We start from the raw sequence: 24023 nt of genomic DNA, 5'->3' as shown, positions 1-24023 counted from the left end.
ATTCGGCGAACGCAGAATATGCGGCGCCCAAGGCGTGGCTCGAAGGATTCGTGTGTCGCCCTAGCATCAGTTTCTCCCGTCCAATGTAACTTGAAACAGCACCACAGGTCAAAAGTTCCCCTTTGAATCAGGCGAGCCGGAACGGCCCGCGTAAATTTCGATTCGCTCATGGAACAAACACGACGCGACGACGTTGGTGTGATTGCGCGGGCATAGCGCCAATAAACCGCCGGGAGGATTTCATGAACATGATGAGCCGCGGCTTCGCGGGTGAGGGCAAACCGCTCTCCGCCATCGACGAGCCGGAGTCCACGATCCGCTTCGCCACCACATGTGGCGCCACCGTGACCATCGACGTCTCCGAGGGCTCACGCGAGAGCCAGGAACAAGTGCTGGTTCGCGCCAAGGAAGCCGTCAAGCAGCTCGCCGCTGCCTTCGAAGCGGCCGATGCCGAGCGCAAGAGGTCGGAGATGCGCCGTCCCAACGAGACCGACGCCGGCGCGCTGTTCCGTTCCTGGGCCTATCGCTAGGAATTCAGATCGAGAGGTCCGCGGATGACCGTCGCGGACCCTCTCCCATACCATTTTCGATGTGTCGCCGTCCGGCGACACATTTTCGTTCAGGCGGTTCCACGGTCGGCGCCTTCCGAGGTGTGGGTCCGCGCTTCCGTCTCGCCCACCGGGCGGCTCAGTCCGGCGTCCCGGCTGGCAACGGTTTCGGAGGCGGTCATTCGCCGCTCCTGCCCCGTGGCCTGGCGGCCGAGGCGCGAAACGATTTCGTATGCGGCCTCGACGACATCGTCGCGGCTATATGCTTCTTCCCGGGCGCTCAGCCGGCATTCGACCGTGACGCTCTCGCCGGCATCGCCGATGAACTGGACGGAATATTGCGGGTTCGCCGCGTCGCTGTGATGGATGACATGCGGTTCGAACTGGGCCATGGGTGGAACCTCGCTCTCGTTCCGGGCTACAACCCCGCCGCGTCCTGCGGGTTCCCGCCAGCGGAAATCCCCGGCGGGGCAAGGATACGAAACGAGGCTGAGCAGGCACGATGAAACACACCGAGGAGCCCGCGGACTTCGCATCGATTGCGCTCGATCCGGCGACCACCGCGTTCTTCTTCGACTTCGACGGCACCCTTGCCGAGATCGTCGACGACCCGGACGCGGTGACGATCGGCGACGATGTCCGCGACGCGCTGGTGGCGATCGGCGAAGCCGCGGGAGGTTCCCTGGCGGTCATCTCGGGCCGCGAGATCGCGGCGATCGATCGCTTCCTCTCTCCGCTCACGCTGCCGGTCGGCGGCGCGCATGGAGCGGAGCGCCGGAGTGTCGAGGGAGATGTGCACCGGACGGAATTCGATTCCGGCGACCTGGATCGGCTGGCGGCGCGGGTCGAGGGGTTCGCGCGCGAATACCCGGGCACCTCGGTCGAGACGAAGCGGACCTCCGTCGCTCTGCACTACCGGCGCAACCCGGCAGCCGAAGAAGAATGCGTCGCCTTGGCGAGATCGCTCGCGGAGGAGTATCCTTCCGTTTCCCTGCTGGCCGGCAAGATGGTTCTGGAGTTCAAGTTCAGCGGTCGCACCAAGGCCGACGTGATCGCCGACTTCATGGCCGAAGAGCCGTTCAGCGGGCGGCGCCCTGTCTATTTCGGTGACGACGTGACCGACGAGGACGCCTTTCGCGTGATGCCGCGATGGGATGGCGTGTCGGTGAAGATCGGGGAAGGACCGACGGAGGCCGGATACCGCCTCGCCGATCCGTCAGCGCTGCATGCCTGGATGAAGCGGCTGGCGCAGGGCCCGGGCCGATAGCGGGGAACGGATCGGTGCGCGAGGCGGTTAGGCCTTCGGGTGTGACCAGCGATGGAGACTTTTAAATTGGGGAGTTCTGAACGATGAGCCGGGTTGTGGTTGTCTCGAACAGGGTGGCGGACCTTCGCAAGACGACACAATCGGGTGGATTGGCGGTTGCGGTCGCCGATGCGCTGAAGGCGAAAGGTGGGGTGTGGTTCGGCTGGGACGGCAACACGCTGGAGGACGAGAGCGAGAAACTCGGCGTCGACACCATCGGGAAGGTCGACGTCATCTCCACGCCGATGACCATCGAGGACTACACGCAGTACTATATCGGCTATTCCAACAGCGTCCTGTGGCCCCTCTTCCACTACCGGACCGACCTGGTCGACTACCGCCCGCAATATTTCGAAGGATACATGCGGGTGAACGGCAAATTCGCCTCCCTGCTGAAGCCCTTCCTCAAGAAGGACGACCTCGTCTGGGTCCACGACTACCACCTGATCCCGTTCGCTGCCCGATTGCGCGCGCTCGGGTGCCAGCAGCGGATCGGGTACTTCCTCCACATTCCCTTCCCCCCGCCCGACATCCTGGCCGCTTCGCCCAACCACATGGCGCTGGTCGAATCCATGCTCCAGTACGACCTTCTGGGGTTCCAGACCTCCGCCGACATGAACAATTTCCATCGCTGCGCCGAGGATTTCTTCCCCGACGCTGTCGGTGAGGATGGCGAGATCACCTACAAGGGCCGAAAGGTGCGGCTGTTGCGGCTGCCGATCGGAATCGACGTCGATGCCTTCATCGAAATGGCGCGGTCAGGGGTGGAGGAGGTCAGCATCGACCGCATGCGGCGCGCCATCCTCGGCCAGCATCAGGTGATCGGCGTCGACCGCCTCGACTATTCCAAGGGAATTCCTGAGCGGTTCGAGGCCTTCTCGCGCATGCTCCATCTCCATCCCGAACTCGAAAAGACGGTCTCCTTTCTGCAAATCGCTCCGCCGACGCGAGAGGACGTGACAGCCTATTCGGAAATCCGCGAGAAGCTGGAAGGCCTCGCCGGCTCGATCAACGGCAAGTTCGCCGATTTCGACTGGACGCCGATCCGCTATATCCACCGGCCCATCCCGCGCCCGATCCTCGCCGCGATGTTCCGCGCCAGCCAGGTGGGGCTCGTGACGCCGCTTCGCGACGGCATGAACTTGGTCGCCAAGGAATACGTGGCGGCGCAGGATCCGGAGGATCCGGGGGTGCTGATCCTGTCGTCCTTCGCGGGCGCCGCCGAGGAGCTGCACGAAGCCCTGATCGTCAATCCGCACGACACCGATGAGATGGCGCAACAGATGTACCACGCCCTCAACATGCCGCTCGAGGAAAGAAGGCAGCGCCACGAAAAGCTGCTCGAACGGGTGCGGGAGAGCGAGGCGGGGACATGGATGCAGAACTTCCTCGACGTGCTCGAGGAAGAAGACGCTCCGCAAGACGCCGCCGGACCGGTCGCCGACGCGTCCACAATCCGCGGCTGACATTGCCGGCTAAGAATCGACCTTAATAGGGCGGGTTCCGCCAATCCGTCCGTTCCGCTGATGCGCGTCGGCCGCGCCGCCGGCGGCCAGGTGTCATGCGCGGCTTGTCACCTCCCCTTCCGGCGAAAGTTCCGCCGCAGTGGAACACCCAGGGCTTCCGCGGGTTGTAGCCGCAACACGATCTCGACATCCGGAGGTGACAACTCATGCATTCCATAATTTATCTGATCGGCTTGATCGTCGTGGTCCTCGCGGTGCTTTCCCTCTTAGGCCTGGCATAAGGAGTATTGACGATGGTTGACGAAAACAGGACGTACGCCTCACCGGGCGGCGACGCTCAGGCCGCAAAAGGCCGGCTGGAGCAGGAAAAGGATTCCGCGAACCGCGTCGTCAGCGACGCTGCGGGCGCGATTAAGAAAGAAGCCCAGTCGATGGCCGAAGGCGCCCGCGACGAGGCTTATGCTCGCGGCGAGCAGATCAAGGGTCAGGCCGCCGACAATCTCCACACCTTCGCCGACGCCGTGCGCAAGGCGCGTGACGAACTCGACAAGGACGGCAGCCCCGTCTCCGGCTTCGTGGGGCAGGCGGCCGACGGTCTCGAAAGACTGTCGCGCAGCGTGCAGAACACGTCCGGTGCCGAAATGCTCGACAGCGTGCGTGAGTTCGGCCGGCGCAACCCGATGAGCTTCATCGCCGCCAGCGTATTGGCCGGCATTGCGCTCGGACGCTTCGCGCAGAGCAGTTCGCGCCACGCCGAGCGCAGGGCGAGCGAAAACACGCCAGCACGCGCCTATCCGACCCCGACGCCTTCCAAACCGTCAACGCCGCCGCGCGCCTATCCCGCCGGCGAAGGCTCGGTGACGCCATCCAGAACGACAGGAGGCCCGCTATGAGCATCGAACAGGATCCGCGCTCCCTCGGTACGCTGGTGACGGATCTCGTCAACCAGATGTCAGAACTCGTGCGGACGGAGGCGCGCCTCCTGCGTTCCGAAATGCAGGAGAAGCTGTCGAAGTTCGGTACCGGAGCTATGGAAGTCGCGGCCGGAGCCGTATGTCTGCTGGCTGCCCTCCTGGTGCTGCTGCAGGCTCTGGTGGTCGCGCTTGCCGAACTGGGGCTCGGCGCGGGCTGGGCATCGCTGCTGGTCGGAGTGGTCGTGGCCCTCGTGGGCTACATGATGATCCGCCGCGGCTCGACGAACATGTCGCCCTCGGAGCTCACGCCCGACAAATCCATGACGCAGGTGCGTCGTGACATAGACGTTGCAAGGGAGCAGGTGCGATGACATCCTCGACCGAACACGAGCGCCACGCCGAAGAAGTGCGCGCCAAGATGGCCGGAACGGCCGACGAAATCCGTGATCGCATGGCTCCGGGCCAGCTGTTCGAGGAAGCGCTGCATTACATGCGCGATTCGAACGGCTCCGCCGCGGTGTCCAACCTCGGACGCCAGGTGCGGGACAATCCGCTCGCCCTCGCGCTGATCGGCGCCGGCGTCGCCTGGCTTTTCGCCGGTCCGCGCCCGGTGCGTCGCGAGTACTACCCCTATCCCGACGATCGCCTGGGCTACGAGGACGACCTCTATCCCTATCCGGACGCGGCGACCGCGGACGTCACAGGCTATCCCGCAGGCTATCCTTACGACGATGACAAGGCGAGCGCCGAAGGCGTGGGCTACGTCGAGCGGGAAGGGAGCAGCGGCAGTTCCTGGAAGGACAAGGCCAAGGACAAGGCGGGAGCCGCCTCCGACAAGGTGAGCGGCGCTGCCGCCGACGCGTCCAGCCGGGTAAGCGGTTCCGCGTCCTCGGCGTCTGCTTCGGTAAGGAACGCAGCCTCCGGCGCCGCCCATGCCGCGGGCAGCGCAGCGGAAGGTGCGAGCCGGATGGCGTCCCGCGCCGGTGGCTACGCGTCGGATGCGGCTCGCGAAGGCGGACGCTACGCGAACTCCGCCATGCGCGGCGCCGGGCGCTACGCCAGCGATGCCCGCCACTACGCGGCGGATGCCGGCCGCACGGCGGGTCGCTACGCTTCCGACGCGGGCGAATATGCCAGCCGCGGCGTTTCCCAGGCACGCGACGGCTTCATGTCGGCGCTCGACCGCGAGCCGCTGGTCATCGGAGCGATCGGCCTGGCCGTCGGCGCGGCGATCGGCGCCATGCTTCCGAGCACCCGCCTGGAAGACGAGACCTTCGGCGAGACGCGCGACGAACTGCGCGACGAAGCCGAGCGCCGTCTGAAGCGCGGTTACGAGGATGCCAAGGACGTGGCCGCCAAGAGCTACGCTGCCGCCAAGTCTTCGGCGGACGAGGAAGGCCTGACGCCCGAGGGCGGCAAGCCGGTCGCCGAGAAGGTCGGAACCGTCGCCGCGACGGCCGCCAAAACGGCGAAGGACTCGGCCAAGGAGAAGGCGGGCGTCTCGAGCGCGTCGTCTACTTCCGGAACCAGCGCGTCAGGGACCACCACCGGCAAGCCGGTCTGATCTCCCGAACGTCGAACCGAAATCGAAGCTACCCCGCCCCTCAGGGCGGGGTATTTTTTTGGGCGAAACGAGTCTCGCACAGCCTTCGTCCGAACCACGCTGACCGTTAGCGCGCGTCCCACATCTTCGTCATTCCAGGACTGAGCAGCCGCGAAGCGGCGTCGCGCGGGCTCTTTAAGATCGGTGCCCGAACTTCGCGATCACGCGAGACGGAGCGGGAAACCGCCCTTCGTCTACCACCTCACCTTCGTCACTTCTCAGGCTTGGATCCTCGGCTCTCTCTCCGCTTCGCTGCGGTCGGCCGAGGATGACGAAAAGAGGTGTAGGGCAGGATCATCGAACAGGCCCCCCCCGGTCACTCCCTGACGAGCCTGAACGCCAGGACGATGCCGCCGAGCAGGTAGGGTAGACCTCCGAACACCGCCATCAGCGCGCCGCCCAGTCGCTGGTCGTCGAGGGGATCGAAGCCCCAGGCGCCGAGGCAATAGATCGGAGAGTATATCAGGTCGGGCGCCAGCGAGAGCAGGATGCCGAGCATGGCCATGTGCGTGAAGGTGAACATCATGGCGAGCACGCCGATGCCGGCCTGGGCGCGCGACGCGCCGGAGAAGCTCGCCGTCCAGATGCCGAGGCCGGCGGCGAGGAAACTCAGTTGTTGGGCGACGAAGACGGGATCGCGCGCAGCGGCGGCCTCGTGAGCGGCGGGTGCGTGCCAGCCCCACACGACGACCAGCTCGAACAGCGACGCGACCACCGCCAGCAGGAGCGGCCGGTCGGTTCCCGCCGACCGTTTCCCCAGACCGAGCAACCCGACCGCGATCAGCGGCGCCGCGACCACCGTGACGCCGAGGTGCAGGATCATGTGAGGCGAGAAGGCGCGCCGACTCATTGCCGGGAGCGGCGACAGCCAGAGCGCGCAGAGAATGACGGTGCCGGCAACGAGGGCAGCGATGGCGAAGCTTCGCCGCCGCGCCGAGGCAACTCCGCCGCGGGCGATGCCTCGTCCTTCCACCCTAGTCCTTATCCCGTCTGGCTGTGCCGGCGAGCGATTGCGGAGCAGGCCCGGCGACCTCCAGTCTGGCGGTCGCCGGCGCTGCCGTCGCATGCGGAGCCTCGAGACCCTGCGAATGGAAGGGCTCCGAGAGGAAGAGGGAAAGTGCCGCGACCGCGGCGGCCAGGGCGGCGAACAGGCCGAACAGCGGCGAGGAGCCTACCGCCGGTCCATTCTTCATGGCCCGACGCCTCGCCGCATCACCGCAGGAACCCCGTATGGTGGCGCAGGGTCGCCATGAGGGATTTCATCATTTTCGGCGGCTGCTCGGGATCGAGGACGTCGCTGTCGGCCAGTTCCTCCTCCACCGCGTTGATCTCTTCGGGCTCGAACGGACACAGCGTTCGGCCCTCGCCGCGCAGGGTCTCGATCGCCGCGATAAGCGAGCCGCCGCACTTCTGGCGCGTCTCGCGCACCGTGACGGGATTGGCGCCGAGGTGCTCGGCGACCAGGTCGTGGCAGACATTCAGGATTTTCTCGCGCAGCGGCGAAGCCTCGTCGATCACCTCGAATGCGAGGTCGGACTCGGTGTCGAACCCCATCGAGCGGTTGTTGAGATTGGAGGATCCGATCTTGAGAAAGCAGTCGTCGACGATGAGTATCTTGGCGTGGACGTAGATCGGCCGGCCATTGTCGGTGACGGGCGTGTAGATGCGGAAGCGGTCGCCATGGCGGCTGCTCTTCACCTTCCGCAGCATCTTGTAGCGCGCCGAATCCATCACTTCCGCCTCGAGAAAGCCGTCGGCCGATTCCGGGTTCACGACGATGATCTCGGGTCCGTCTTCTTCCTCCAGCCTCGCCACGATCGCCTCCGTGATCGTCCGCGAGGCGAAGTACTGGCTTTCGCAGTAGATCGTCTTGCGCGCGCTGGCGATCGCGTCGAGGTAGAGTTGTTCGATCTCGTTCACCTCCTCCGCTTCGCCATATTCGGGTATCGTGCGGGCAACGCCGACCTTGACGTTCGTGAAGGTCGGCTGGACATCCTCGGGCCAGACCGGGGAGAGCGGCGGTGGCGGCTCAAGCTTCTCGCCGGTCGCCCTCTTCCACCGGTCCCGGGCGAGTTCGCCCAAGGCAGCGGCCGCGTCGCCGTCGACCGCGGCCGTCGCGTCGTGCCACGGCCCATAGCTCCAACCGCTCGGCCTCTTGCGGCGATCGTCCTCGTCGAGGTGGGCTCGCGTGTCCCATCGGTCGCTCGTCATGTCGATGCCGCCGCAGAACGCGAGCACATCGTCGACGACGACGACCTTCTGGTGGTGAGCGGCGCCCGGCGGATGCATCCGGTCCAGCTTGAATCGCAGACGCTTGTTGGTGGTCCAGCCAAGGATGGCGAAGGGCGTCGTGCCTCGTCCCAGCGAATAGACAGTGCCGAGATCCCACTTGAGGACGTAGACGTTCAACTCGGGCCGCTGCTTGACGAGCCAGCTCAGAAAGTCGCCGAGCTTGTTGGGACCGTCGAGCGTGCTGCCCTCGGGCTCGAACTTGATGCGGGTATCGAAATCCCATCCGATCAGGAAGATCGAGTGCCGGGCGGTCAGGAAGGCCTCCTTCACCGCCTTGAAGTAGGCGGCGGCATCGACCAAGATGGCGAACCGCTCCGCATGGTCGATCCGCCAGCAGTTGCGCCCCGGTTGCAGCGTCAGATTCAGCTTTTCAGGTTCCATGTCTTCCCCTGCCGACCCGCCCACAACAGTGGGCGCGCATGTATGTTCCCGCCTGGGAACCAACGTGGCTTCCGGCCGGTAAACGCGGTTTTGCGTGCCTTGTTGCATACCGGTTCGAGGCCGCAGCATAGCAGATCAGGATCGTTACTGGACGACGCTGATGCTGCCGTCGCTTTCGAGAATGACGGCGCTGGTGTCCTCGACCTCGCGACCGCCGTTGGCGCGGATCGCGCTTCTGACCTCCTCCTCGGTCACCCGCTCCCGCCTCATCGCGTCGCGGCAGAACTCACCGTTGCGCGCGAGCAGGGACGGCTGCGAGCGGACCGTGTGGGCAAAGCCGCTCCAGCGCACCGAGGTGAAGGTCACGAGATACTGCATGACGATCAGCAGCCCCAGGGCGGTGGCCCCTTCGGCAAGGGGGATGCTCTCCTGCAGCAGGATCGCCGAGAGTGTCGAACCGAGGGCGACCGTCACCACGAGGTCGAACGCATTCAGCTTGGCGAGCGTACGCTTGCCCGATATGCGCAGGAAGCAGACGAGACAGACATAGGCGAGGATACCCACGAAGAGCGTCCGCGCGATGCCTTCCCAATCCTGGAACAGCATGTTCGACCAATCCATTTCGGTCTCCCCCGTCGGGTTGCGTGCGCGTGCACCGGCAAAAAGAAACCGGAGGCCGAGGCGGCCTCCGGTCGGATTTCGTGGTCAGTCAGTCGGGCGCATTACGCCTCGATGATGATCTCGACCTCTTCGTCCTGGCCGAGTTCCTGGCTGGTATCGCCGTTCCAGCGCGGCATCGCGTCGATGTCCTGCTGGTTCAGGCCCTGAAGGACGAGCTCGTCGTCACCACGGACGCCGGTGATGCGATCCAGCGGCAGCGCGACCTCGCGGCCACCCATTCCGAGGAACCCGCCATCGGAAAGCACGATGTAGGTGCGTTCACCCTGGACCACGACACGCTCGACCTCGCCGAGGTCCTCGCCGCGCAGGTTCACCACGTCGCGGTCGACCAGATCCGAGACGACGACCATCATGGCGTCGCCCTGCGGCTCACGGTCGCCCTGCAGGCGCATCACGGCATCCGGAGACATTTCCTCCTGGTCGATGCTCGCGGTCTGGTCCTGCTGCTCGCCTTCCATGCGCTCGATGCGCACGTTCGGCTCGCCGGTGCGGTTGAACGTCACCTGCGGCTCACCCGCCTGCTCGAATTCGACCTTCGGTTCGGCCGGCTCGTAGCTGACGCGCGGCTGGGCCCGCTCGATGTTCACGGCAGCCTGCTGCTCGCCGCCCTCACGGGTGACGACCGGCTGGTCGCGCTCAATCTGGACCTCGGCCTGATCGCGGTCCTCGACGTTCACCTCGGGCTGGTCCATCTGGACGCGAACCTGCGGCTTGCCCTGCTCGACCTTAACGTCAGGCTGCGCCTGGGAGACGTTGAACTCCGGCTCCGGCACGTTCACGGCCACGTCGGGCTGCGGCATGCGGACGATGATTTCCGGCTGAGGCTGATTGATGGTGATCTGCGGACGCGGCATCTCGACGCGAACCGTCGGCTGCGCCTGGCGCACGATCACCTGGGGGGTACCCTGGTTTACGTCGACCGACGCCTGCGGCTGCGAATAGGTGATGCGCGGCGCGTTCTGCTCGACCGTCACGCGCGGCTCGGGCTGGTCCACGATGATGCGGCTCTGATCTGCATCGGCCTGCATCTGCTGCTCGTCGGCCTGGCCCTGCGCCATGCGGTCGCGACGATCCAGTTCGTCGATCGCGCGCTCAGCCTGGGCGACGTAGCGGGCGCATTCCATGCGGCCTTCATCGTCGATCACGGCATTGGCGCGGTCGATCCACTCGCCGCGGAAACGGTCTTCGTAATCGTTGACGATGAGCTGCAGACGCTGGCAGGCCTGCACGGAGGCGTTCTGGTCGGCCGACTGAGCCATGGCAGGAACGGCGGTACCGCAAAGAAGGCCTGCGGCGAACATGAGTTTCGTTCCGTTCTTCATGTCGATTTCCTCTCGATCTGTGTTCTTAAGAATTGGGGCGTATTGAGCGGTGGCTTCTTCCGTGATTTTCAAATTTTCACGTGAAGCGCGTTGTGTGACGCTCCCTTGGCGAACGATCCGATCTTTGAAGTGTTCCGGAAAAAATCACGCAATGTTGCATCGATCACGAAATGCGCGGTCGCAGGCGCGCGGAATTCTCCGCTTTGAGGGTCGGTAGTGAAGGCGGCCATGGAAAGGGGATCGTCAGCCCGTCAGCGGGACGTTCCACGATCCCCGCGGCTCGTGGAAGGAAACCTTGCTCCCTGCCCTGCCGCGGACTAGCCTTGCGCGCAGCTATCGGGAGGACAACCGAAATTGTTGAAGGGCAGTCGCCCCGGGTTCGAGCTCGACCGCAGGCTCGACAAGGACAGCGTGCAGCTGATGTGGCTCGGGCTGTGCGAGTTGCGCGTCATGGACGACCGGCGCTGGCCGTGGCTGATCCTGGTGCCGCAGCGACCGGGCGCGGTGGAGATCCACGACCTGACCCCGCTCGACCAGGCGATGCTCACCTTCGAGACCAATCTCGTCTCCGAGGGGCTGAAGAAGGCGTCCGGATGCCTGAAGATCAACACCGGCGCTCTCGGCAACGTGGTGCGGCAGCTGCACGTGCACGTCGTGGCGCGCTCGGAAGGCGACCCCAACTGGCCCGGACCCGTCTGGGGCTTCGGACAGCGCGAGCCGTACCGGCGCGAGGACCTGCACCGGTTTGCCGAGACGATCCGAAAGGCGCTATGACGTCTCGCTCACAGGAATTCCCTTCATGAACTTCAGACTTTTCGACGCGCCCGAGCGCGAACCGAGCCATTTCGTCGGCTTCGCAGGCAACCGGATCGACCGGCAGTCGGAAAACCGGCGCGACGACTGCGTGACGGAGGCGCTCAAGGAGCCGGCCGCCCGCATCATCCTGATCCGTTCGGGGCGCATGCACCTGAAGCAGAACGGCGCCGGGTTCGAGGCGTGGTACTCGCGCGCGGAGGCGGAGGCTCTTTGGGCCAAGTTGGAACACGCCGTCCTGCTCGGACGCGACGATGCCGGGCCGGTGCTCGCCGCGCCCGCTGGCGTCGAGGCCGAGGGCTTGCCGGAAACGATGAAGGCGCTGGATTTCCGCTCCGTCTACACACAGGGCCTGCTCGACGACGGCGCGCTGGGCGCGCTGGCGCAGGGGGCCGCACTGCTCGCCTGGCACCAGAACCACCGTTTCTGCGGCCGCTGCGGATCGCCGACGGAGATCCGGATCGGCGGCTACAAGCGCGCCTGCACCAATTGCAGTGCCGAACATTTTCCGCGCACCGATCCGGTGGCGATCATGCTCGCGGTCAAGCGCGAAAAATGCCTGCTCGGCCGCAGCCCGCATTTTCCACCTGGCATGTATTCGTGCCTCGCCGGCTTCATCGAGCCGGGGGAGACGATCGAGGCCGCGGTGCGCCGCGAAACGTTCGAGGAGGCCGGCATCCGCGTCGGCCGCGTGGTCTACCACGCCAGCCAGCCATGGCCGTTTCCCTATTCGCTGATGATCGGCTGCTTCGGGGAAGCGGTGAGCGACGAGATCGACGCGGACCGCACAGAACTCGAGGACTGCCGCTGGTTCTCGCGCGAGGAGACGCACCGGATCATCGCCGGCGATCATCCCGAAGGCATCAAGGTGCCGCCGAGGATGGCGATCGCGCACCACCTGATCCGCGCGTGGGCGGAGGCGGAATAGGCCGCGCCTACTCCTCGTCCTCGGTCTGGGTGTCGCGGAAGGGGTGTGCGTCGTAGACGCCGAGGATGCGCACCTCGCGGGAGAAGAACTGCAATTCCTCCAGCGCGAGCGCGACGTTGCGGTCGTCGGGGTGGCCCTCGATATCCGCATAGAATAGCGTGGAAAAGAACTTCCCGCCGAGCTGGTAGCTCTCCAGCTTGGTCATGTTGACGCCATTGGTGGCGAAGCCGCCCATCGCCTTGTAGAGCGCGGCCGGCACGTTGCGGACGCGGAAGATGAAGGTCGTCATCATGCGCGCGTCCGGCACCGTGCGTTCGGCCCAGCGCTTCGACTTCGACAGCACCACGAAGCGGGTGACGTTGTTTTCCGTGTCCTCGACGTTCTCGGCGATGATGTCGAGCCCGTAGAGATCCGCGGCGAGCCGGGGGGCCAGCGCGGCGTTGGAGCGCACCGCTTCCTCCGCCACCACGCGCGCGGCGCCGGCGGTGTCTCCCGCGACCACCGGCTTCCAGCGGTGCTTGCGGATCACCTTGCGGCACTGGCCCAGCGCGTGGATGTGGCTGTAGACGGACTTGATCTCCTCCAGCCCGACGCCTGGCAGCGCCATCAGCTGGAAATGGATCGGCAGGAAATATTCGCCCACGATGTGGAGCTTCGACTGCGGCAAGAGGTGATGGATGTCGGCGACGCGGCCGGCGATGGTGTTTTCGATCGGGATCATCGCCAGATCCGCCTTGCCGGCCTCGACCGCGTTGAAGGCGTCCTCGAAGGTCGGGCACGGCAGCGGCTCCATGTCGGGAAACATGTTGCGGCACGCCGTGTCGGAGTTGGCTCCGGGTTCTCCCTGGAAGGAGATCTTGTCGGTCTTCGGCGGCATTGTTTTGTCCTCAGGCGCTCAGGATGCGGCGCGCGCGTTCGAGTTCCCCGGGCGTATCCACCCCGAGCGGCACCGTGTCGACGATCTGGACGTCGATGCGCATGCCGGCCTCCAGCGCGCGGAGCTGTTCCAGCCTCTCGCGCAACTCCAGACTGGACGCGGGCAGCGACACGAAGCGCTGGAGCGCGGCGCGGCGATAGGCATAGAGGCCGACGTGGTGATAGAGCGGGCCGTCGCCCCAGGGAGCGGTGGCGCGCGTGAAATAGAGCGCCTTCAGCCGGTCCGGCCCGAGCGGCGCGCCGACGATCTTGACCACGTTCGGATTGGTCTTCTCCTCCTCGCGGCCGATCTCCACCCCCAGCGTGGCGATGTCGACGGCGGGCTCCTCCAGCGGCTTCAGCGCGGCGGCGACGATAGCGGGATCGATGGTCGGCAGGTCGCCCTGCACGTTGACGACGACCTCCACCTCGCCGTCCGGATCGAGCGCTTCGAGCGCCTCGAAGATGCGGTCGGAGCCGGAGGGATGGTCGCCGCGCGTCATCACCGCCTCGAGGCCGTGGGCGCGCACCGCCTCCAGAACATCGGCGCTGTCGGTCGCCACCACGGCACGCCCGAGGCCGCTCGCAAGGGCCCGTTCGGCGACGTGGACGATCATCGGCCGGCCGGCGATATCGGCCAGCGGCTTGCCCGGAAGGCGCGTCGAAGCCATGCGCGCGGGGATCAGAACGAGAACGGACATGCGGTAAAAACGCGGGCGAAAGTGGCAAAAGGTCTCATGTGGTGGGGCCCTTATAGGAGTTGCAACGCCAGAGCAAAAGACCTAGTTTCCGCCCGAATTTGACCGGCTCCGACCGGTCGGAATGCGGGCGCGCGGGCGAATTCCGGCCGCGTTCAGGAGCTGCGGGATCAATGGATTCATTCGAACTCAACAAACTGCTCGGCGGATTGCTCGGCGCGATCTTCGTCGTCTTCTCGATCGCGCTGCTCTCGGATGCGATCTTCGCCAGCCCGGCTCCCGAGACGCCCGGCTACGCGATCGAGGCTGCGGAAGCCGAAGGCGCGGGCGGACCCGAGGTCCCCGAGATCGTTCCGATCGCGGTGCGGCTCGCCTCGGCGGACGTCGGCGCGGGCGAGACGCTGTTCAAGCGCTGCGCGGCCTGCCACACGGTGGAGCAGGGCGGCGCCAACAAGGTGGGTCCGAACCTGTGGGGCGTCGTGATGCGCCCGATCGCCTCGCATGAGGGCTTTGCCTATTCCGGCCCGCTGAAGGAGTTTTCCGAGGGCGGCTCGGTGGTCTGGGACTACCAGCATCTCGACGAGTTCATCCATTCGCCGAAGGGCCTGGTACGCGGGACCGCCATGGCCTTTGCCGGCCTGAAGGGCGACCAGGACCGCGCCGACATCATCGCCTATCTGCGCGAGCACGCCGACACCCCCGAGCCGCTGCCGGTGGTCGAGGAGACCGAAGCGGCCGAGGCCCCGGCGGGCGAAGCCGCGCCGGCTGAAGGCGGCGAAGCCGCGCCCGCGGAAGGCACCGAGGCGGCTCCGGAAGCTGCGCCCGCCGCCCAGGGTACCGAGGCTCCGGCCGCCGAAGAGCAGCCCGCCGATGCCGCACCAGCGACGGAAGGCGAGCAGCCCGCGGCGACCGAGGAGGCCGCACCTGCGGAGGAAGCTCCCGCGGCCGATGAGCCGACGGAGGCCGCTCCGGCAACCGAGACCCCCGCGGAGCAGCCGGCGGCAATCGAGCCCGCCACTCCCGACGCGGCCGAGCAGCCGGCGGTGCTTCCTGCTGAACCGGCGGAGGAAGAAACGCCCGCCGCTCAATGACGAAATCGTAATGCAAACGCCTCGAAAAAGCCGGGTTCCGCCCGGCTTTTTCTTTGGCTAAGTCACTGATTTCGCTGTGGGCTTAAGTGGAACAGAAGGAGATGGGCACCGGATTGGGCACCGTTCTATCGGAGCCGTGCTCTCCCTCGTGATATGATGGAACACAACGGTAACGAGGAACGCGGATAGAAGATGGCTATTCCGACCTACTAGGTGGGGTTCAAGTAAGTTCTGTAATTGTCACCGCTTTGGCGACCGCCGCTCTGATGTGGGCGACCATTGTTCTGGCTCGTCATACGCGGCGGATGGCAGATAGCACGTCACCAACTCCGGAAGTCGTGGTGACCCTAGAGCCGAACCAGTGGCACTTAAATCAGTTCGACATGCACGTAATAAATACTGGCAATACGGCTGCATATGGGGTCGAAGTGGACTTCGAACCCCCGCTTCCCCGCCGACTTCCAGAACTGGGTAAGGTGCCTGGTCAGACCCTGAGCATTCTTAGACCCGGCCAAGCTATCGTAAGCGGCGTGGATGAGTATGCCACGCTAAAAGGGTTTTCATTCGAAGTTAGAGTATCATGGCGAGATTCACCCGGTTCCGTTCGAGAGAGCCGAAAGTACGTCCTCAATATCGCCGACTATGACTCGATGATGCGGTTTGGGTCTCCTCTCCTCCAGGTCGCCGACGAATTGAAAGCCATTCGGGAGAGCTGGCAATCAGTTTCTAGCGGTCAACGCCGGATACTGGTGGACGCCTATTCTGACCCGGACCGCGCCAAAGAGCGAGAACAGCGAAAAGAATGGACCAGAGATCGTAAAGAGCGGGCTGCGGCGCAAAAAGGCACCAGCGACGAATGAAGCGCTCCGAGAGAGCCCCTAGGACGCGCGAGGAGCCGGCCCAGTCTCTTATCCTGCGCAAGACACCTAATACGTGTCCTGCAAGTCGCTAGGTACCAACCTAGTTGTAGTCGCTCTCGTCTATCCCTTGTCCTCATCGCCTCTCTTCAGTAGCCGATGGGCGACATAGTCGTCGCGGGCGTCTTTCTTGAGCATGATGTATACCATCCAGCCCGCGAGGACCGTCTGTACGGCAAGCAGAACGAGGGTCGCCAAGCTCATGTCCATCACAGTGTTCCTCCAATTCGCTTGCAAGAATAGGAATGTGTATGATGGTTCACAACTCCAATATGAACAATTATGGACCGGTTTACCGAGAATGGCGCTTGGAACTTCGAGCAGACATGTCCATGTTGGTACATAAAGAAAACTGAGGATCGCAAAATTGGTTGTTTCCTTGGACGTCACCGAACTGCAACGATCTACCGGGATGTCGCTTCGACAAATCGCGAAGCATGCGGGGATTAGCCGGACGACATTGTACAACCTAATCAAAAATAAGCATGTACGGCGTTCCACCGCCGAGAAAATTGTAAATGGGCTTTTAAATACTAGGGGTTTGTTTTCCGCTCAACAAAACATAGAGCTTTCTTCATACGCGAGAGCGATTGGACTAAATATAAGGGTAAATAATAGAGATATTGAAGTTATTAGAAATAGTATTGATGATCGACATAGAGATATGAAGCGCTATCTTGATACAAGCAATAAAGAAAAATATTTAACGGCTATTGGAGAGTGGGAAGAATTAAAAAGTAAAATAGATGAGTGTATCAACGATACCAAGGCGTTAGGAAGACTTCGTCGCGTGTTATAGTGATAGATCAACAGCGTATTTCAGGACAAACTCAGATCGGTTATAGATGGCGCGGCGTCGAGCAGCGCCCGTCCCAAAAGTGCGTCGGCTTCTTTTGCCGCGCGGCTCCCAGCCTCGCCGTCGATCTCTGCGGCCTTGTCGCGGAGTTTGTCGACCGACTTGGCGAATTGTCCATATGCGAGTTCCAGGTGTTCGACCGCGCCGGAGATAGTCGACATCTTGGCGGCTCCTTCAAGAGCTTGGTGCTCCACAAACTGCCGGATGATGGTAGCAAGCGGGAGGGTCCATCTCACCGTTTAGGAGCGGGTAGCGTCGTGGATCGCCGCCATGACCTCATGGTCGCCGGAGGCGATCGGAGTCATCAGCGTCTGATCCCGCTCCGTCTTCCACATGAAGCACCCAAGCTACCTGACGAAATTGTAATCCGGCTGCCCCACTTTCGTCGGGTTCCGCCGGGCTTTTTTTGTTAACGTCGGCTTGTGTGGCCGTTGGGGTTCCCCCATTTGCCGCGCGGCCTAGGTTCTCAGGAAGGAGTCTTCAGCTGGTGATCATCGGAATGGCTTTTCGCAAGACGCTCGTGACCTCGCTCGCCGCCGCCGCGCTCGCCGCGCTTTCCGCCGGGCAGGCGGCAAGGGCGCAGGATGCCCAGGCCCAGGATACCCAGGCCCAGGACACACGGGCAGAGGACGGCGAATGGCACAGGACCACGTCGCTGATCGGCGATTCCAAGTATGGTGACGACTTCGCGCATTACGACTACGTGAACCCCGACGCGCCGAAGGGCGGGACGCTGAGTTCGGCCGCCTTCGGCACCTTCGACAGCTTCAATCCCTTCATCGTGCGCGGCACGCCAGCGGCGGGCTTCACTGAGTTCGGCGGGCTCCTGTGGGACACGCTGATGCAGCAGTCGCCCGACGAGCCCGGCACCAGCCATCCCCTGATCGCGGAAGCCTACAAGTATCCCGACGACTATTCCTCGGCCACCTACCGGATCAATCCGGCGGCGCGCTGGCACGACGGCGAGCCGATCACCGCCGAGGACGTGGTGTGGTCGTTCGAGAAGCTGACCGAGATCAGCCCCGCCTACAACCGGTACTACGCCAACGTGACCGACGCGGTGGCGCTTTCGGAGCGTGAGGTGGAGTTCACCTTCGACCAGAAGGGCAACCGGGAACTGCCGCATATCATGGGCGACCTCGCCGTGCTGCCCAAGCACTGGTTCGAGGGCGAGGACGCGAGCGGGCGAAAACGCGATATCACGCAGCCGACGCTGGAGTCGCCGCTGGGTTCGGGAGCCTACAAGGTCGCCAGCTTCGATCCGGGATCGCGCATCACGTGGGAGCGCGTCGAGGACTACTGGGCCGCCGACCTGCCCGTGAACGTCGGGCGCAACAATTTCGACCGGCTGACCTACACCTATTTCCTCGACGACAATGCCGAGTTCCTCGCCTTCAAGAAAGGCGGCATCGAGGATGTCCGCCGCGAGGTCAGCACCCGGCGCTGGTCGTCCGAATACGATTTCCCGGCCGTGCAGGCCGGCGACGTGATCAAGCGCGAGTTCGAATCGGGCGCCATCGAGGGCATGCAGGCCTTCGTCTTCAACACGCGCAAGCCGCGCTTCCAGGACCGGCGGGTGCGCCAGGCGCTGACGCTTGCCTATAATTTCGAGGACCAGAACCGCACCCAGTTCTTCGGGCTCAACGAACGCTTCGGCAGCTATTTCGAGAACTCCGAACTCGCGGCCACCGGCGTTCCGGAAGGGCTCGAGCTGGAACTGCTCGAACCGTTCCGCGACGATCTCCCGCCGGAACTGTTCACCGAGGAATTCGCGCTTCCGGTCAACGACACGCCGCAAGCCGAACGCCAGCACCTGCGCGAGGCGGTGCGGCTCTTCGCCGAAGCGGGCTGGGTGATCCGCGGCGGCAAGATGGTGAACGAAAAATCCGGCGAGCAGTTTTCGGTCGAGTTTCTCGGCGCCTCGCCGACGTCCGAAATCATCTCCGGCGGCCTGATCGCCAACCTTCGCAAGCTCGGCATCGACGCGACGCTGAGGATCGTCGATACGGCGCAGTACATCCAGCGCTACCAGTCGTTCGACTTCGACGCCGTGACCGGCCGCTTTCCGCAGTCGATGTCGCCGGGGAACGAGCAGCGCGACTACTGGAGCTCGGTTGCCGCCGACAATCCGGGTTCGCGCAACCTCGCCGGGATCAAGAACGAGGTCGTCGATGCGCTGATCGACAAGATCATCATGGCGGCCGACCGCGAGGAACTGGTGGCGGCGACCCGCGCGCTCGACCGGGTGCTCCTGTGGAACTACTACGCGGTGCCACAGTACTTCCAGCCGACGATGCGCTATGCCTACTGGGACAAGTTCGGCATTCCCGAGGAGCAGCCTGACTATCTCGGCATCGACACCTTCTCCTGGTGGATCGATCCGCAAAAGGAGGCCGCGCTCGCGGCCAAGTACCGGAGCCAGAACTGATTCCAGGGGCAAAGACCATGAACGGATTGGCGCGCCGCGAATTCCTGGCCCTTTCCGGCGCAGCGATGCTGTCGCCGCTCTTCGGACGCCGGGGTTTCGCCGACGTCCCGACGGGAAAACCGCTGCACGGGCTCTCGGCCTTCGGGGCGCTGAAGTACCAGCCGGGTTTCGATCATTTCGACTATGCCAACCCGGAGGCGCCGAAGGGTGGCACCTTCAATTTCTCGCCGCCGAACTGGGCCTTCAACCAGAACGTCCTGACCTTCAACACGCTCAACACATTCGTGCCCCGCGGCGACGCGCCGCCACGCATGGAGATGTGCTTCGACAGCCTGATGACGCGCGCGATCGACGAACCGGACGCGATCTACGGACTGCTGGCCGAGAGCGTGACGCTTTCGGAGGACCGCAACACCTTCGAGTTCAGGATGCGGCCCGAAGCACGGTTCCACGACGGCTCGCAGGTGACGGCGCAGGACGCCGCCTTCAGCTTCAACATCTTCAAGGAGAAGGGGCATCCGAGCCTGCAACTGCCGCTGTTCGAGATGAAGGAGGCGGTCGCGGTGGACGACGCTACCCTGCGTCTCGTCTTCTCCGGCAATCAGTCGGATCGCACCGTGCTCAGCGTCGCCTCCTATCCGATCGTGTCGAAGACCTGGTTCGAGACGCATCCCTTCGACGGCTCGCAGATCCTCGCGCCGCTCGGCTCCGGCCCGTACAAGGTCGGGCTCGCCCGGCCCGGCCAGACCATCGAGTACGAGCGCGTCGAGGACTACTGGGGCCGCGAACTGCCCGTGAACCGCGGGCTCTACCATTTCGACCGCATCCGGATCGAGTTCTACCGTGACCGGCAGGCGGCGTTCGAGGCCTTCAAGAAGGGCAACATCCTCTACCGCCAGGAATTCACCTCGCGCGTCTGGGCGACGGGATACGACTTTCCGGCGCTCGTCGAAGGCAAGGTGGTCAAGCGCGACTTCCCGAGCGAACTCAGGCCGTCGATGCAGGCCTGGGCGCTCAACCAGCGGCGGGCGCGCTTCGCCGATCCGCGCGTGCGCGAGGCCGTCGGGCTCTGCTTCGATTTCGAATGGACGCGCCGCAACCTCTTCTACGGGTCCTACGAGCGCTCGCAGTCCTGCTTCGAACAGTCGCCCTACAAGGCCGAAGGCGTGCCTGGCGAGGCGGAGCTAGCGCTCCTGGAGCGCTTTCGCGGGCGCATACCGGAGGAGGCGTTCGGCGAGCCGGTGACCCAGCCGGTCTCGGACGGCACGGGCCGCGACCGCTCGCTGCTGCGGCAGGCGGCGAAGCTTGCCGGCGAGGCGGGATGGAAGCGCGAGGGCGACTTCCTGCGCAACGCGGACGGCGAGACGCTGGCGCTGGAGATCCTGGTGCGCGACGAGGTCTTCGTGCGCATCGCCTCGCCCTTCGTGGAGAACATGCGGGCGATCGGCATCGACGCCACGATCCGGCTGGTGGACGCCACCCAGTTCCAGGCGCGCCAGCTCGACTTCGACTACGATATGATCTCGATGGCGTCGTCCTTCTCCGCCACGCCGACGGGCGACGAACTGTCCAACTACTTCCATTCGCGCACGGCGAACCTGCCCGGCTCGCGCAACCTGCCCGGCACGTCCGATCCGGCCGTCGACGAACTGATCGCCATCATCGAGCGCACCGGGGACCGCGAATCCTTCACCGTCGCGATGCGCGTGCTCGACCGGGTCTTGCGCGCGCGGCGCGACTGGATTCCAAACTGGTACGCGGCGAATCACCGAGCCGCCTTCTGGGACATGTTCGGCTTCAGGGAGCCGAAGCCCGACTACGGGTTCCCCGTCGAGGCGCTCTGGTGGATCGACGAGGACAAGGCGAGGGCCATTGGCAAGGCATAGGGGCAGCATGGGGACGACGCGACGGGGAGGCCGCGGCTGATGGGCGCCTACATCCTTCGACGCCTGCTCTTGATGATCCCGACCCTGTTCGGGATCATGGCGATCTCGTTCACCGTCATACAGTTCGCGCCGGGCGGCCCTGTCGAGCAGGTGATCGCCCGCGTCACCGGACAGGGTGGCGACGCCACCGACCGCATTTCGGGCGGCGGCGGGGACACGGGCGGCCAGAGCTTCGATGCGGGCGGCGACGCGACCAGCCAGTATCGCGGCGCGCAGGGGCTCGACCCGGAATTCATCCGCCAGCTCGAGGTGCAGTTCGGCTTCGACAAGCCGCCGCTCGAGCGTTTCTTCAACATGCTGTGGGACTATGCCCGCTTCGACTTCGGCGAGAGCTTCTTCCGCGACATCTCGGTCCTCGACCTCATCATCGAGAAGATGCCGGTGTCGATCTCGCTCGGGCTGTGGCTGACGCTGATCTCCTACGCGATCTCCATTCCGCTCGGCATCCGCAAAGCGGTGAAGGACGGCTCGACCTTCGACGTGTGGACCAGCGGCGTCGTCATCGTCGCCTACGCCATTCCGGGGTTCCTGTTCGCCATCCTCCTGATGGTGCTCTTCGCCGGCGGGTCGTTCTGGGACTTCTTCCCGCTGCGCGGGCTGACCTCGGAGAACTGGGACGAGCTGTCGCTCGGCGGCAAGATCCTCGACTACTTCTGGCACCTGACGTTGCCGCTGACGGCGATGGTGCTGTCGGCCTTCGCCACGACCACGCTCCTGACCAAGAACTCCTTCCTGGAGGAGATCCGCAAGCAATACGTGATCACGGCGCGCGCCAAGGGACTGTCGGAGCGGCAGGTGCTCTACCGGCACGTGTTCCGCAACGCGATGCTGATCATCATCGCCGGCTTCCCCGGCGCCTTCATCTCGGCCTTCTTCACCGGCTCGCTTCTGATCGAGAACATCTTCTCGCTCGACGGGCTCGGCCTGCTCGGCTACCGCTCAGTGCTCGACCGGGACTATCCCGTGGTCTTCGCCAACCTCTACATCTTCTCGCTGATCGGCCTGCTCGTCAGCCTGATCTCGGATCTGACCTACACCTGGATCGATCCGCGCATCGACTTCGAGCGGCGCGAGGTCTGAGATGTCGGAGGCGATTACAAAAGGCGAGGTGGAGAAGGTTCGCGAGCGCGCCGAGCGTCCTTGGCTGTCGCCGCTCAACAAGCGCCGCTGGGAGAACTTCAAGGCCAACCGGCGCGGTTACTGGTCGCTCTGGATCTTCCTGGTGTTGTTCGTGCTGTCGCTGTTTGCCGAGTTCATCGCCAACGACAAGCCGATCATCGCCTCCTACAATGGCGAGATCCTGTTTCCCGTGCTGGTCGACTATCCGGAGGAGAAGTTCGGCGGGTTCCTCGCGATCACCGACTACCGCGACCCGGTGATCTACGAGGAGATCGAGGCAAACGGCTGGCTGATCTGGCCGCCGATCCGCTATTCCTACCGCACCGTCAACAACGAGATCCCGGAGGCGGCACCGGCCAAGCCTTCCTGGTTCTACGACCGCGAGACGCGCTGCCAGCGCTATCCGATGGGAGCCGACGACCCGAGCTGCACGCTCGGCAACTGGAACTGGCTCGGCACCGACGACCAGACGCGCGACGTGCTGGCCCGAGTCATCTACGGTTTCCGCATATCGATCCTGTTCGGGCTGGCGCTGACGCTGGCCTCGGCCGTCATCGGCGTGTCGGCGGGCGCGGTGCAAGGCTATTTCGGCGGCTGGACCGACCTGCTGTTCCAGCGTTTCATCGAGATCTGGTCGTCGATCCCGGTGCTCTACCTGCTGCTGATCATCGCTGCGGTGCTGCCGCCGGGCTTCTTCATCCTGCTCGGCATCATGCTGCTGTTTTCCTGGGTAGGCTTCGTCGGCGTCGTGCGGGCGGAATTCCTGCGCGCTCGCAACTTCGAATACGTGAACGCCGCGCGGGCGCTGGGCGTCGGGAACCGGACGATCATGTTCCGGCATCTCCTGCCCAACGCCATGGTGGCCACGCTGACCTTCCTGCCCTTCATCCTGAACGGCTCGATCACCACGCTGACTTCGCTGGACTTCCTCGGCTTCGGCCTGCCGCCGGGATCACCCTCGCTCGGCGAACTCCTCAAGCAGGGGCAGCAGAACCTCAACGCACCGTGGCTCGGCCTCTCGGGCTTCATCGTGATCTCGCTGATGCTGTCGCTGCTGATCTTCATCGGCGAGGCCACGCGCGACGCGTTCGACCCGCGGAAGACGTTCAGGTGAGCGGATGGGGATGGTATAAGTCGAGCGATCTTCAATCATGGAGAGCGTTATGGGCATGAACATCGAGAGCGAACGGGTGGAACGGCTGGCTAGGCAACTGGCGGAGGAGACGGGCGAAGAAGTCACCTCGGCTATCCAGAACGCGATAGAGGAGAAGCTGGCGAGACTTCATCGCTCGCGCGAAGTCACCGAGAAAATCAGACAGGTGGATGAGATTCTCGCGCGGCTTCCGCCGCCTCCCCCGGGCGTCACCAGCGACCATTCCGACCTTTATGACGAGTGGGGACTGCCCAAGTGATCGTGGACGCGTCGGCTGTTCTAGCCATTCTTTTTGGTGAGCCCGAGCGCATGGCATTCCGCGCCGCCATTTCAAAGGCGGAGCAGCCGACAATCTCGCCTGTGAACTATCTGGAGGTCTGTCTGCGCATCGATCGCGGAACCATGCCCGAACTTTCCGAAAATCTCGATCCACTCATGAACACTTTAGGCCTGATAATTGCGACATTGGGAGAGGAACAAGCCCACCTCGCCCGCGAAGCCTACCAGCGCTTCGGCAAGGGCAACCACCCTGCGAAACTGAACCTCGGAGACTGTTTCGCCTACGCGCTGGCCAAGACTCGCAGCGAGCCGCTGCTTTACAAGGGTGGCGACTTCACGCTGACCGACGTCGAGGCGGCACTTTGAC

Annotated in this window: 26 protein-coding genes and 1 pseudogene; 17 read left to right on the top strand and 10 right to left on the bottom strand. The window is 64.3% G+C overall.

The features are described 5' to 3' along the window. The first annotated feature begins 242 nt into the window (after positions 1-242). The gene (locus BSQ44_RS02765) at positions 243-530 is read left to right on the top strand and encodes a hypothetical protein (RefSeq protein ID WP_072601831.1); all 288 of its coding nucleotides are present in this window, start codon (positions 243-245) and stop codon (positions 528-530) included. Positions 531-619: 89 nt separating this feature from the next. On the opposite strand, the gene BSQ44_RS02760 is transcribed toward BSQ44_RS02765, so the two are convergent. Beyond that, positions 620-940 (bottom strand): hypothetical protein, encoded by a 321-nt coding sequence (locus BSQ44_RS02760; protein WP_072601830.1) that lies wholly within the window; start codon positions 938-940, stop codon positions 620-622. Between the two features lie 110 nt (positions 941-1050). Here BSQ44_RS02760 and otsB point away from each other — a divergent pair, with 110 nt between their 5' ends. The 5 genes from otsB (at position 1051) to BSQ44_RS02735 (ending at position 5798) form a co-directional block, all read left to right on the top strand. After that, on the top strand, positions 1051-1815 hold the full coding sequence (gene otsB / locus BSQ44_RS02755; protein ID WP_072601829.1) for a trehalose-phosphatase: 765 nt from the start codon (positions 1051-1053) through the stop codon (positions 1813-1815). Positions 1816-1898: 83 nt separating this feature from the next. Beyond that, the gene (locus BSQ44_RS02750; protein WP_072601828.1) at positions 1899-3320 is read left to right on the top strand and encodes an alpha,alpha-trehalose-phosphate synthase (UDP-forming); all 1422 of its coding nucleotides are present in this window, start codon (positions 1899-1901) and stop codon (positions 3318-3320) included. A 293-nt stretch (positions 3321-3613) separates the two neighbouring features. Beyond that, on the top strand, positions 3614-4213 hold the full coding sequence (locus tag BSQ44_RS02745) for a hypothetical protein (RefSeq protein ID WP_072601827.1): 600 nt from the start codon (positions 3614-3616) through the stop codon (positions 4211-4213). Further along, positions 4210-4605 (top strand): phage holin family protein, encoded by a 396-nt coding sequence (locus tag BSQ44_RS02740; RefSeq protein WP_072601826.1) that lies wholly within the window; start codon positions 4210-4212, stop codon positions 4603-4605. The genes BSQ44_RS02745 and BSQ44_RS02740 overlap by 4 nt, the downstream gene beginning before the upstream one ends. Next, entirely contained in the window at positions 4602-5798 is a 1197-nt protein-coding gene (locus tag BSQ44_RS02735; protein WP_072601825.1) for a hypothetical protein, read from the top strand. The genes BSQ44_RS02740 and BSQ44_RS02735 overlap by 4 nt, the downstream gene beginning before the upstream one ends. Before the next feature lie 355 nt (positions 5799-6153). Here BSQ44_RS02735 and BSQ44_RS02730 read toward each other — a convergent pair whose 3' ends face one another. The 5 genes from BSQ44_RS02730 to BSQ44_RS02710 form a co-directional block, all read right to left on the bottom strand. Next, the gene (locus BSQ44_RS02730; RefSeq protein WP_235633329.1) at positions 6154-6810 is read right to left on the bottom strand and encodes a cytochrome c oxidase assembly protein; all 657 of its coding nucleotides are present in this window, start codon (positions 6808-6810) and stop codon (positions 6154-6156) included. Position 6811: 1 nt separating this feature from the next. Beyond that, a complete protein-coding gene (locus BSQ44_RS27140) occupies positions 6812-7030 on the bottom strand; it encodes a hypothetical protein (protein ID WP_072601824.1) in 219 nt (72 codons plus the stop codon). Between the two features lie 19 nt (positions 7031-7049). Next, positions 7050-8510 (bottom strand): phospholipase D-like domain-containing protein, encoded by a 1461-nt coding sequence (locus BSQ44_RS02720; protein ID WP_072601823.1) that lies wholly within the window; start codon positions 8508-8510, stop codon positions 7050-7052. Positions 8511-8654: 144 nt separating this feature from the next. Continuing rightward, complete coding sequence (locus BSQ44_RS02715) at positions 8655-9131, bottom strand: DUF421 domain-containing protein (RefSeq protein ID WP_072601822.1); 477 nt, start codon at positions 9129-9131, stop codon at positions 8655-8657. Between the two features lie 101 nt (positions 9132-9232). Beyond that, complete coding sequence (locus BSQ44_RS02710; protein ID WP_072601821.1) at positions 9233-10513, bottom strand: PRC-barrel domain-containing protein; 1281 nt, start codon at positions 10511-10513, stop codon at positions 9233-9235. 420 nt (positions 10514-10933) lie between these two features. Here BSQ44_RS02710 and BSQ44_RS02705 point away from each other — a divergent pair, with 420 nt between their 5' ends. Further along, the gene (locus BSQ44_RS02705) at positions 10934-11287 is read left to right on the top strand and encodes an HIT domain-containing protein (protein ID WP_378214934.1); all 354 of its coding nucleotides are present in this window, start codon (positions 10934-10936) and stop codon (positions 11285-11287) included. A gap of 25 nt (positions 11288-11312) precedes the next feature. Beyond that, the gene (nudC, locus tag BSQ44_RS02700) at positions 11313-12254 is read left to right on the top strand and encodes an NAD(+) diphosphatase (protein WP_072601819.1); all 942 of its coding nucleotides are present in this window, start codon (positions 11313-11315) and stop codon (positions 12252-12254) included. A 7-nt stretch (positions 12255-12261) separates the two neighbouring features. Here the strand turns inward: nudC and BSQ44_RS02695 are convergent, their stop codons facing one another. Together BSQ44_RS02695 and BSQ44_RS02690 are read right to left on the bottom strand one after the other, a co-directional pair. Continuing rightward, the gene (locus BSQ44_RS02695) at positions 12262-13131 is read right to left on the bottom strand and encodes a prephenate dehydratase (RefSeq protein WP_072601818.1); all 870 of its coding nucleotides are present in this window, start codon (positions 13129-13131) and stop codon (positions 12262-12264) included. A 10-nt stretch (positions 13132-13141) separates the two neighbouring features. Next, on the bottom strand, positions 13142-13870 hold the full coding sequence (locus BSQ44_RS02690) for a 3-deoxy-manno-octulosonate cytidylyltransferase (RefSeq protein WP_072601817.1): 729 nt from the start codon (positions 13868-13870) through the stop codon (positions 13142-13144). Between the two features lie 170 nt (positions 13871-14040). On the opposite strand from BSQ44_RS02690, the pseudogene BSQ44_RS02685 reads away from it, so the two are divergent. Next, a pseudogene (locus tag BSQ44_RS02685) lies at positions 14041-14811 on the top strand (c-type cytochrome); the annotation flags it as partial. A gap of 413 nt (positions 14812-15224) precedes the next feature. Next, positions 15225-15818 (top strand): hypothetical protein, encoded by a 594-nt coding sequence (locus BSQ44_RS26760; protein WP_157894496.1) that lies wholly within the window; start codon positions 15225-15227, stop codon positions 15816-15818. 120 nt (positions 15819-15938) lie between these two features. On the opposite strand, the gene BSQ44_RS26755 is transcribed toward BSQ44_RS26760, so the two are convergent. Continuing rightward, positions 15939-16085 (bottom strand): hypothetical protein, encoded by a 147-nt coding sequence (locus tag BSQ44_RS26755; RefSeq protein WP_157894495.1) that lies wholly within the window; start codon positions 16083-16085, stop codon positions 15939-15941. A 169-nt stretch (positions 16086-16254) separates the two neighbouring features. Here BSQ44_RS26755 and BSQ44_RS26750 point away from each other — a divergent pair, with 169 nt between their 5' ends. Next, the gene (locus BSQ44_RS26750) at positions 16255-16674 is read left to right on the top strand and encodes a helix-turn-helix domain-containing protein (RefSeq protein ID WP_157894494.1); all 420 of its coding nucleotides are present in this window, start codon (positions 16255-16257) and stop codon (positions 16672-16674) included. Between the two features lie 20 nt (positions 16675-16694). Here the strand turns inward: BSQ44_RS26750 and BSQ44_RS02680 are convergent, their stop codons facing one another. Beyond that, positions 16695-16892 (bottom strand): hypothetical protein, encoded by a 198-nt coding sequence (locus BSQ44_RS02680; RefSeq protein WP_072601815.1) that lies wholly within the window; start codon positions 16890-16892, stop codon positions 16695-16697. A 338-nt stretch (positions 16893-17230) separates the two neighbouring features. Between BSQ44_RS02680 and BSQ44_RS02675 the strand changes: the two genes are divergently transcribed. Genes BSQ44_RS02675 through BSQ44_RS02650 form a run of 6 tightly spaced genes read left to right on the top strand, consistent with a single transcriptional unit; the run spans position 17231 to position 24022 of the window. Further along, positions 17231-19159, top strand: a complete 1929-nt coding sequence (locus BSQ44_RS02675) for an extracellular solute-binding protein (RefSeq protein WP_072607817.1) — start codon at positions 17231-17233, stop codon at positions 19157-19159. Positions 19160-19176: 17 nt separating this feature from the next. Continuing rightward, positions 19177-21045: an extracellular solute-binding protein gene (locus BSQ44_RS02670; RefSeq protein ID WP_072601814.1), complete on the top strand. Its 1869-nt coding sequence runs from the start codon at positions 19177-19179 to the stop codon at positions 21043-21045. 39 nt (positions 21046-21084) lie between these two features. After that, positions 21085-22185, top strand: coding sequence for a microcin C ABC transporter permease YejB (locus BSQ44_RS02665; protein ID WP_072601813.1), 1101 nt, complete (start codon positions 21085-21087; stop codon positions 22183-22185). 1 nt (position 22186) lies between these two features. Continuing rightward, the gene (locus BSQ44_RS02660; protein ID WP_072601812.1) at positions 22187-23338 is read left to right on the top strand and encodes an ABC transporter permease; all 1152 of its coding nucleotides are present in this window, start codon (positions 22187-22189) and stop codon (positions 23336-23338) included. A gap of 49 nt (positions 23339-23387) precedes the next feature. Then, entirely contained in the window at positions 23388-23636 is a 249-nt protein-coding gene (locus BSQ44_RS02655; protein WP_072601811.1) for a type II toxin-antitoxin system VapB family antitoxin, read from the top strand. After that, complete coding sequence (locus BSQ44_RS02650) at positions 23633-24022, top strand: type II toxin-antitoxin system VapC family toxin (protein ID WP_072601810.1); 390 nt, start codon at positions 23633-23635, stop codon at positions 24020-24022. The genes BSQ44_RS02655 and BSQ44_RS02650 overlap by 4 nt, the downstream gene beginning before the upstream one ends. The last annotated feature ends 1 nt before the right edge of the window (position 24023 follow it).

This window comes from Aquibium oceanicum (assembly GCF_001889605.1).
GTDB classification, from domain to species: domain Bacteria; phylum Pseudomonadota; class Alphaproteobacteria; order Rhizobiales; family Rhizobiaceae; genus Aquibium; species Aquibium oceanicum.
This window is presented reverse-complemented; position numbering and strand designations above follow the sequence as displayed.

Coding starts and splice junctions, on each gene's coding strand:
- BSQ44_RS02765 (WP_072601831.1), top strand. CDS start 243: ATGAACATGATGAGCCGCGGCTTCGCGGGTGAGGGCAAACCGCTCTCC.
- BSQ44_RS02760 (WP_072601830.1), bottom strand. CDS start 940: ATGGCCCAGTTCGAACCGCATGTCATCCATCACAGCGACGCGGCGAAC.
- otsB (WP_072601829.1), top strand. CDS start 1,051: ATGAAACACACCGAGGAGCCCGCGGACTTCGCATCGATTGCGCTCGAT.
- BSQ44_RS02750 (WP_072601828.1), top strand. CDS start 1,899: ATGAGCCGGGTTGTGGTTGTCTCGAACAGGGTGGCGGACCTTCGCAAG.
- BSQ44_RS02745 (WP_072601827.1), top strand. CDS start 3,614: ATGGTTGACGAAAACAGGACGTACGCCTCACCGGGCGGCGACGCTCAG.
- BSQ44_RS02740 (WP_072601826.1), top strand. CDS start 4,210: ATGAGCATCGAACAGGATCCGCGCTCCCTCGGTACGCTGGTGACGGAT.
- BSQ44_RS02735 (WP_072601825.1), top strand. CDS start 4,602: ATGACATCCTCGACCGAACACGAGCGCCACGCCGAAGAAGTGCGCGCC.
- BSQ44_RS27140 (WP_072601824.1), bottom strand. CDS start 7,030: ATGAAGAATGGACCGGCGGTAGGCTCCTCGCCGCTGTTCGGCCTGTTC.
- BSQ44_RS02720 (WP_072601823.1), bottom strand. CDS start 8,510: ATGGAACCTGAAAAGCTGAATCTGACGCTGCAACCGGGGCGCAACTGC.
- BSQ44_RS02715 (WP_072601822.1), bottom strand. CDS start 9,131: ATGGATTGGTCGAACATGCTGTTCCAGGATTGGGAAGGCATCGCGCGG.
- BSQ44_RS02710 (WP_072601821.1), bottom strand. CDS start 10,513: ATGAAGAACGGAACGAAACTCATGTTCGCCGCAGGCCTTCTTTGCGGT.
- BSQ44_RS02705 (WP_378214934.1), top strand. CDS start 10,934: ATGTGGCTCGGGCTGTGCGAGTTGCGCGTCATGGACGACCGGCGCTGG.
- nudC (WP_072601819.1), top strand. CDS start 11,313: ATGAACTTCAGACTTTTCGACGCGCCCGAGCGCGAACCGAGCCATTTC.
- BSQ44_RS02695 (WP_072601818.1), bottom strand. CDS start 13,131: ATGCCGCCGAAGACCGACAAGATCTCCTTCCAGGGAGAACCCGGAGCC.
- BSQ44_RS02690 (WP_072601817.1), bottom strand. CDS start 13,870: ATGTCCGTTCTCGTTCTGATCCCCGCGCGCATGGCTTCGACGCGCCTT.
- BSQ44_RS26760 (WP_157894496.1), top strand. CDS start 15,225: ATGTGGGCGACCATTGTTCTGGCTCGTCATACGCGGCGGATGGCAGAT.
- BSQ44_RS26755 (WP_157894495.1), bottom strand. CDS start 16,085: ATGGACATGAGCTTGGCGACCCTCGTTCTGCTTGCCGTACAGACGGTC.
- BSQ44_RS02680 (WP_072601815.1), bottom strand. CDS start 16,892: ATGTCGACTATCTCCGGCGCGGTCGAACACCTGGAACTCGCATATGGA.
- BSQ44_RS02675 (WP_072607817.1), top strand. CDS start 17,231: ATGGCTTTTCGCAAGACGCTCGTGACCTCGCTCGCCGCCGCCGCGCTC.
- BSQ44_RS02670 (WP_072601814.1), top strand. CDS start 19,177: ATGAACGGATTGGCGCGCCGCGAATTCCTGGCCCTTTCCGGCGCAGCG.
- BSQ44_RS02665 (WP_072601813.1), top strand. CDS start 21,085: ATGGGCGCCTACATCCTTCGACGCCTGCTCTTGATGATCCCGACCCTG.
- BSQ44_RS02660 (WP_072601812.1), top strand. CDS start 22,187: ATGTCGGAGGCGATTACAAAAGGCGAGGTGGAGAAGGTTCGCGAGCGC.
- BSQ44_RS02655 (WP_072601811.1), top strand. CDS start 23,388: ATGGGCATGAACATCGAGAGCGAACGGGTGGAACGGCTGGCTAGGCAA.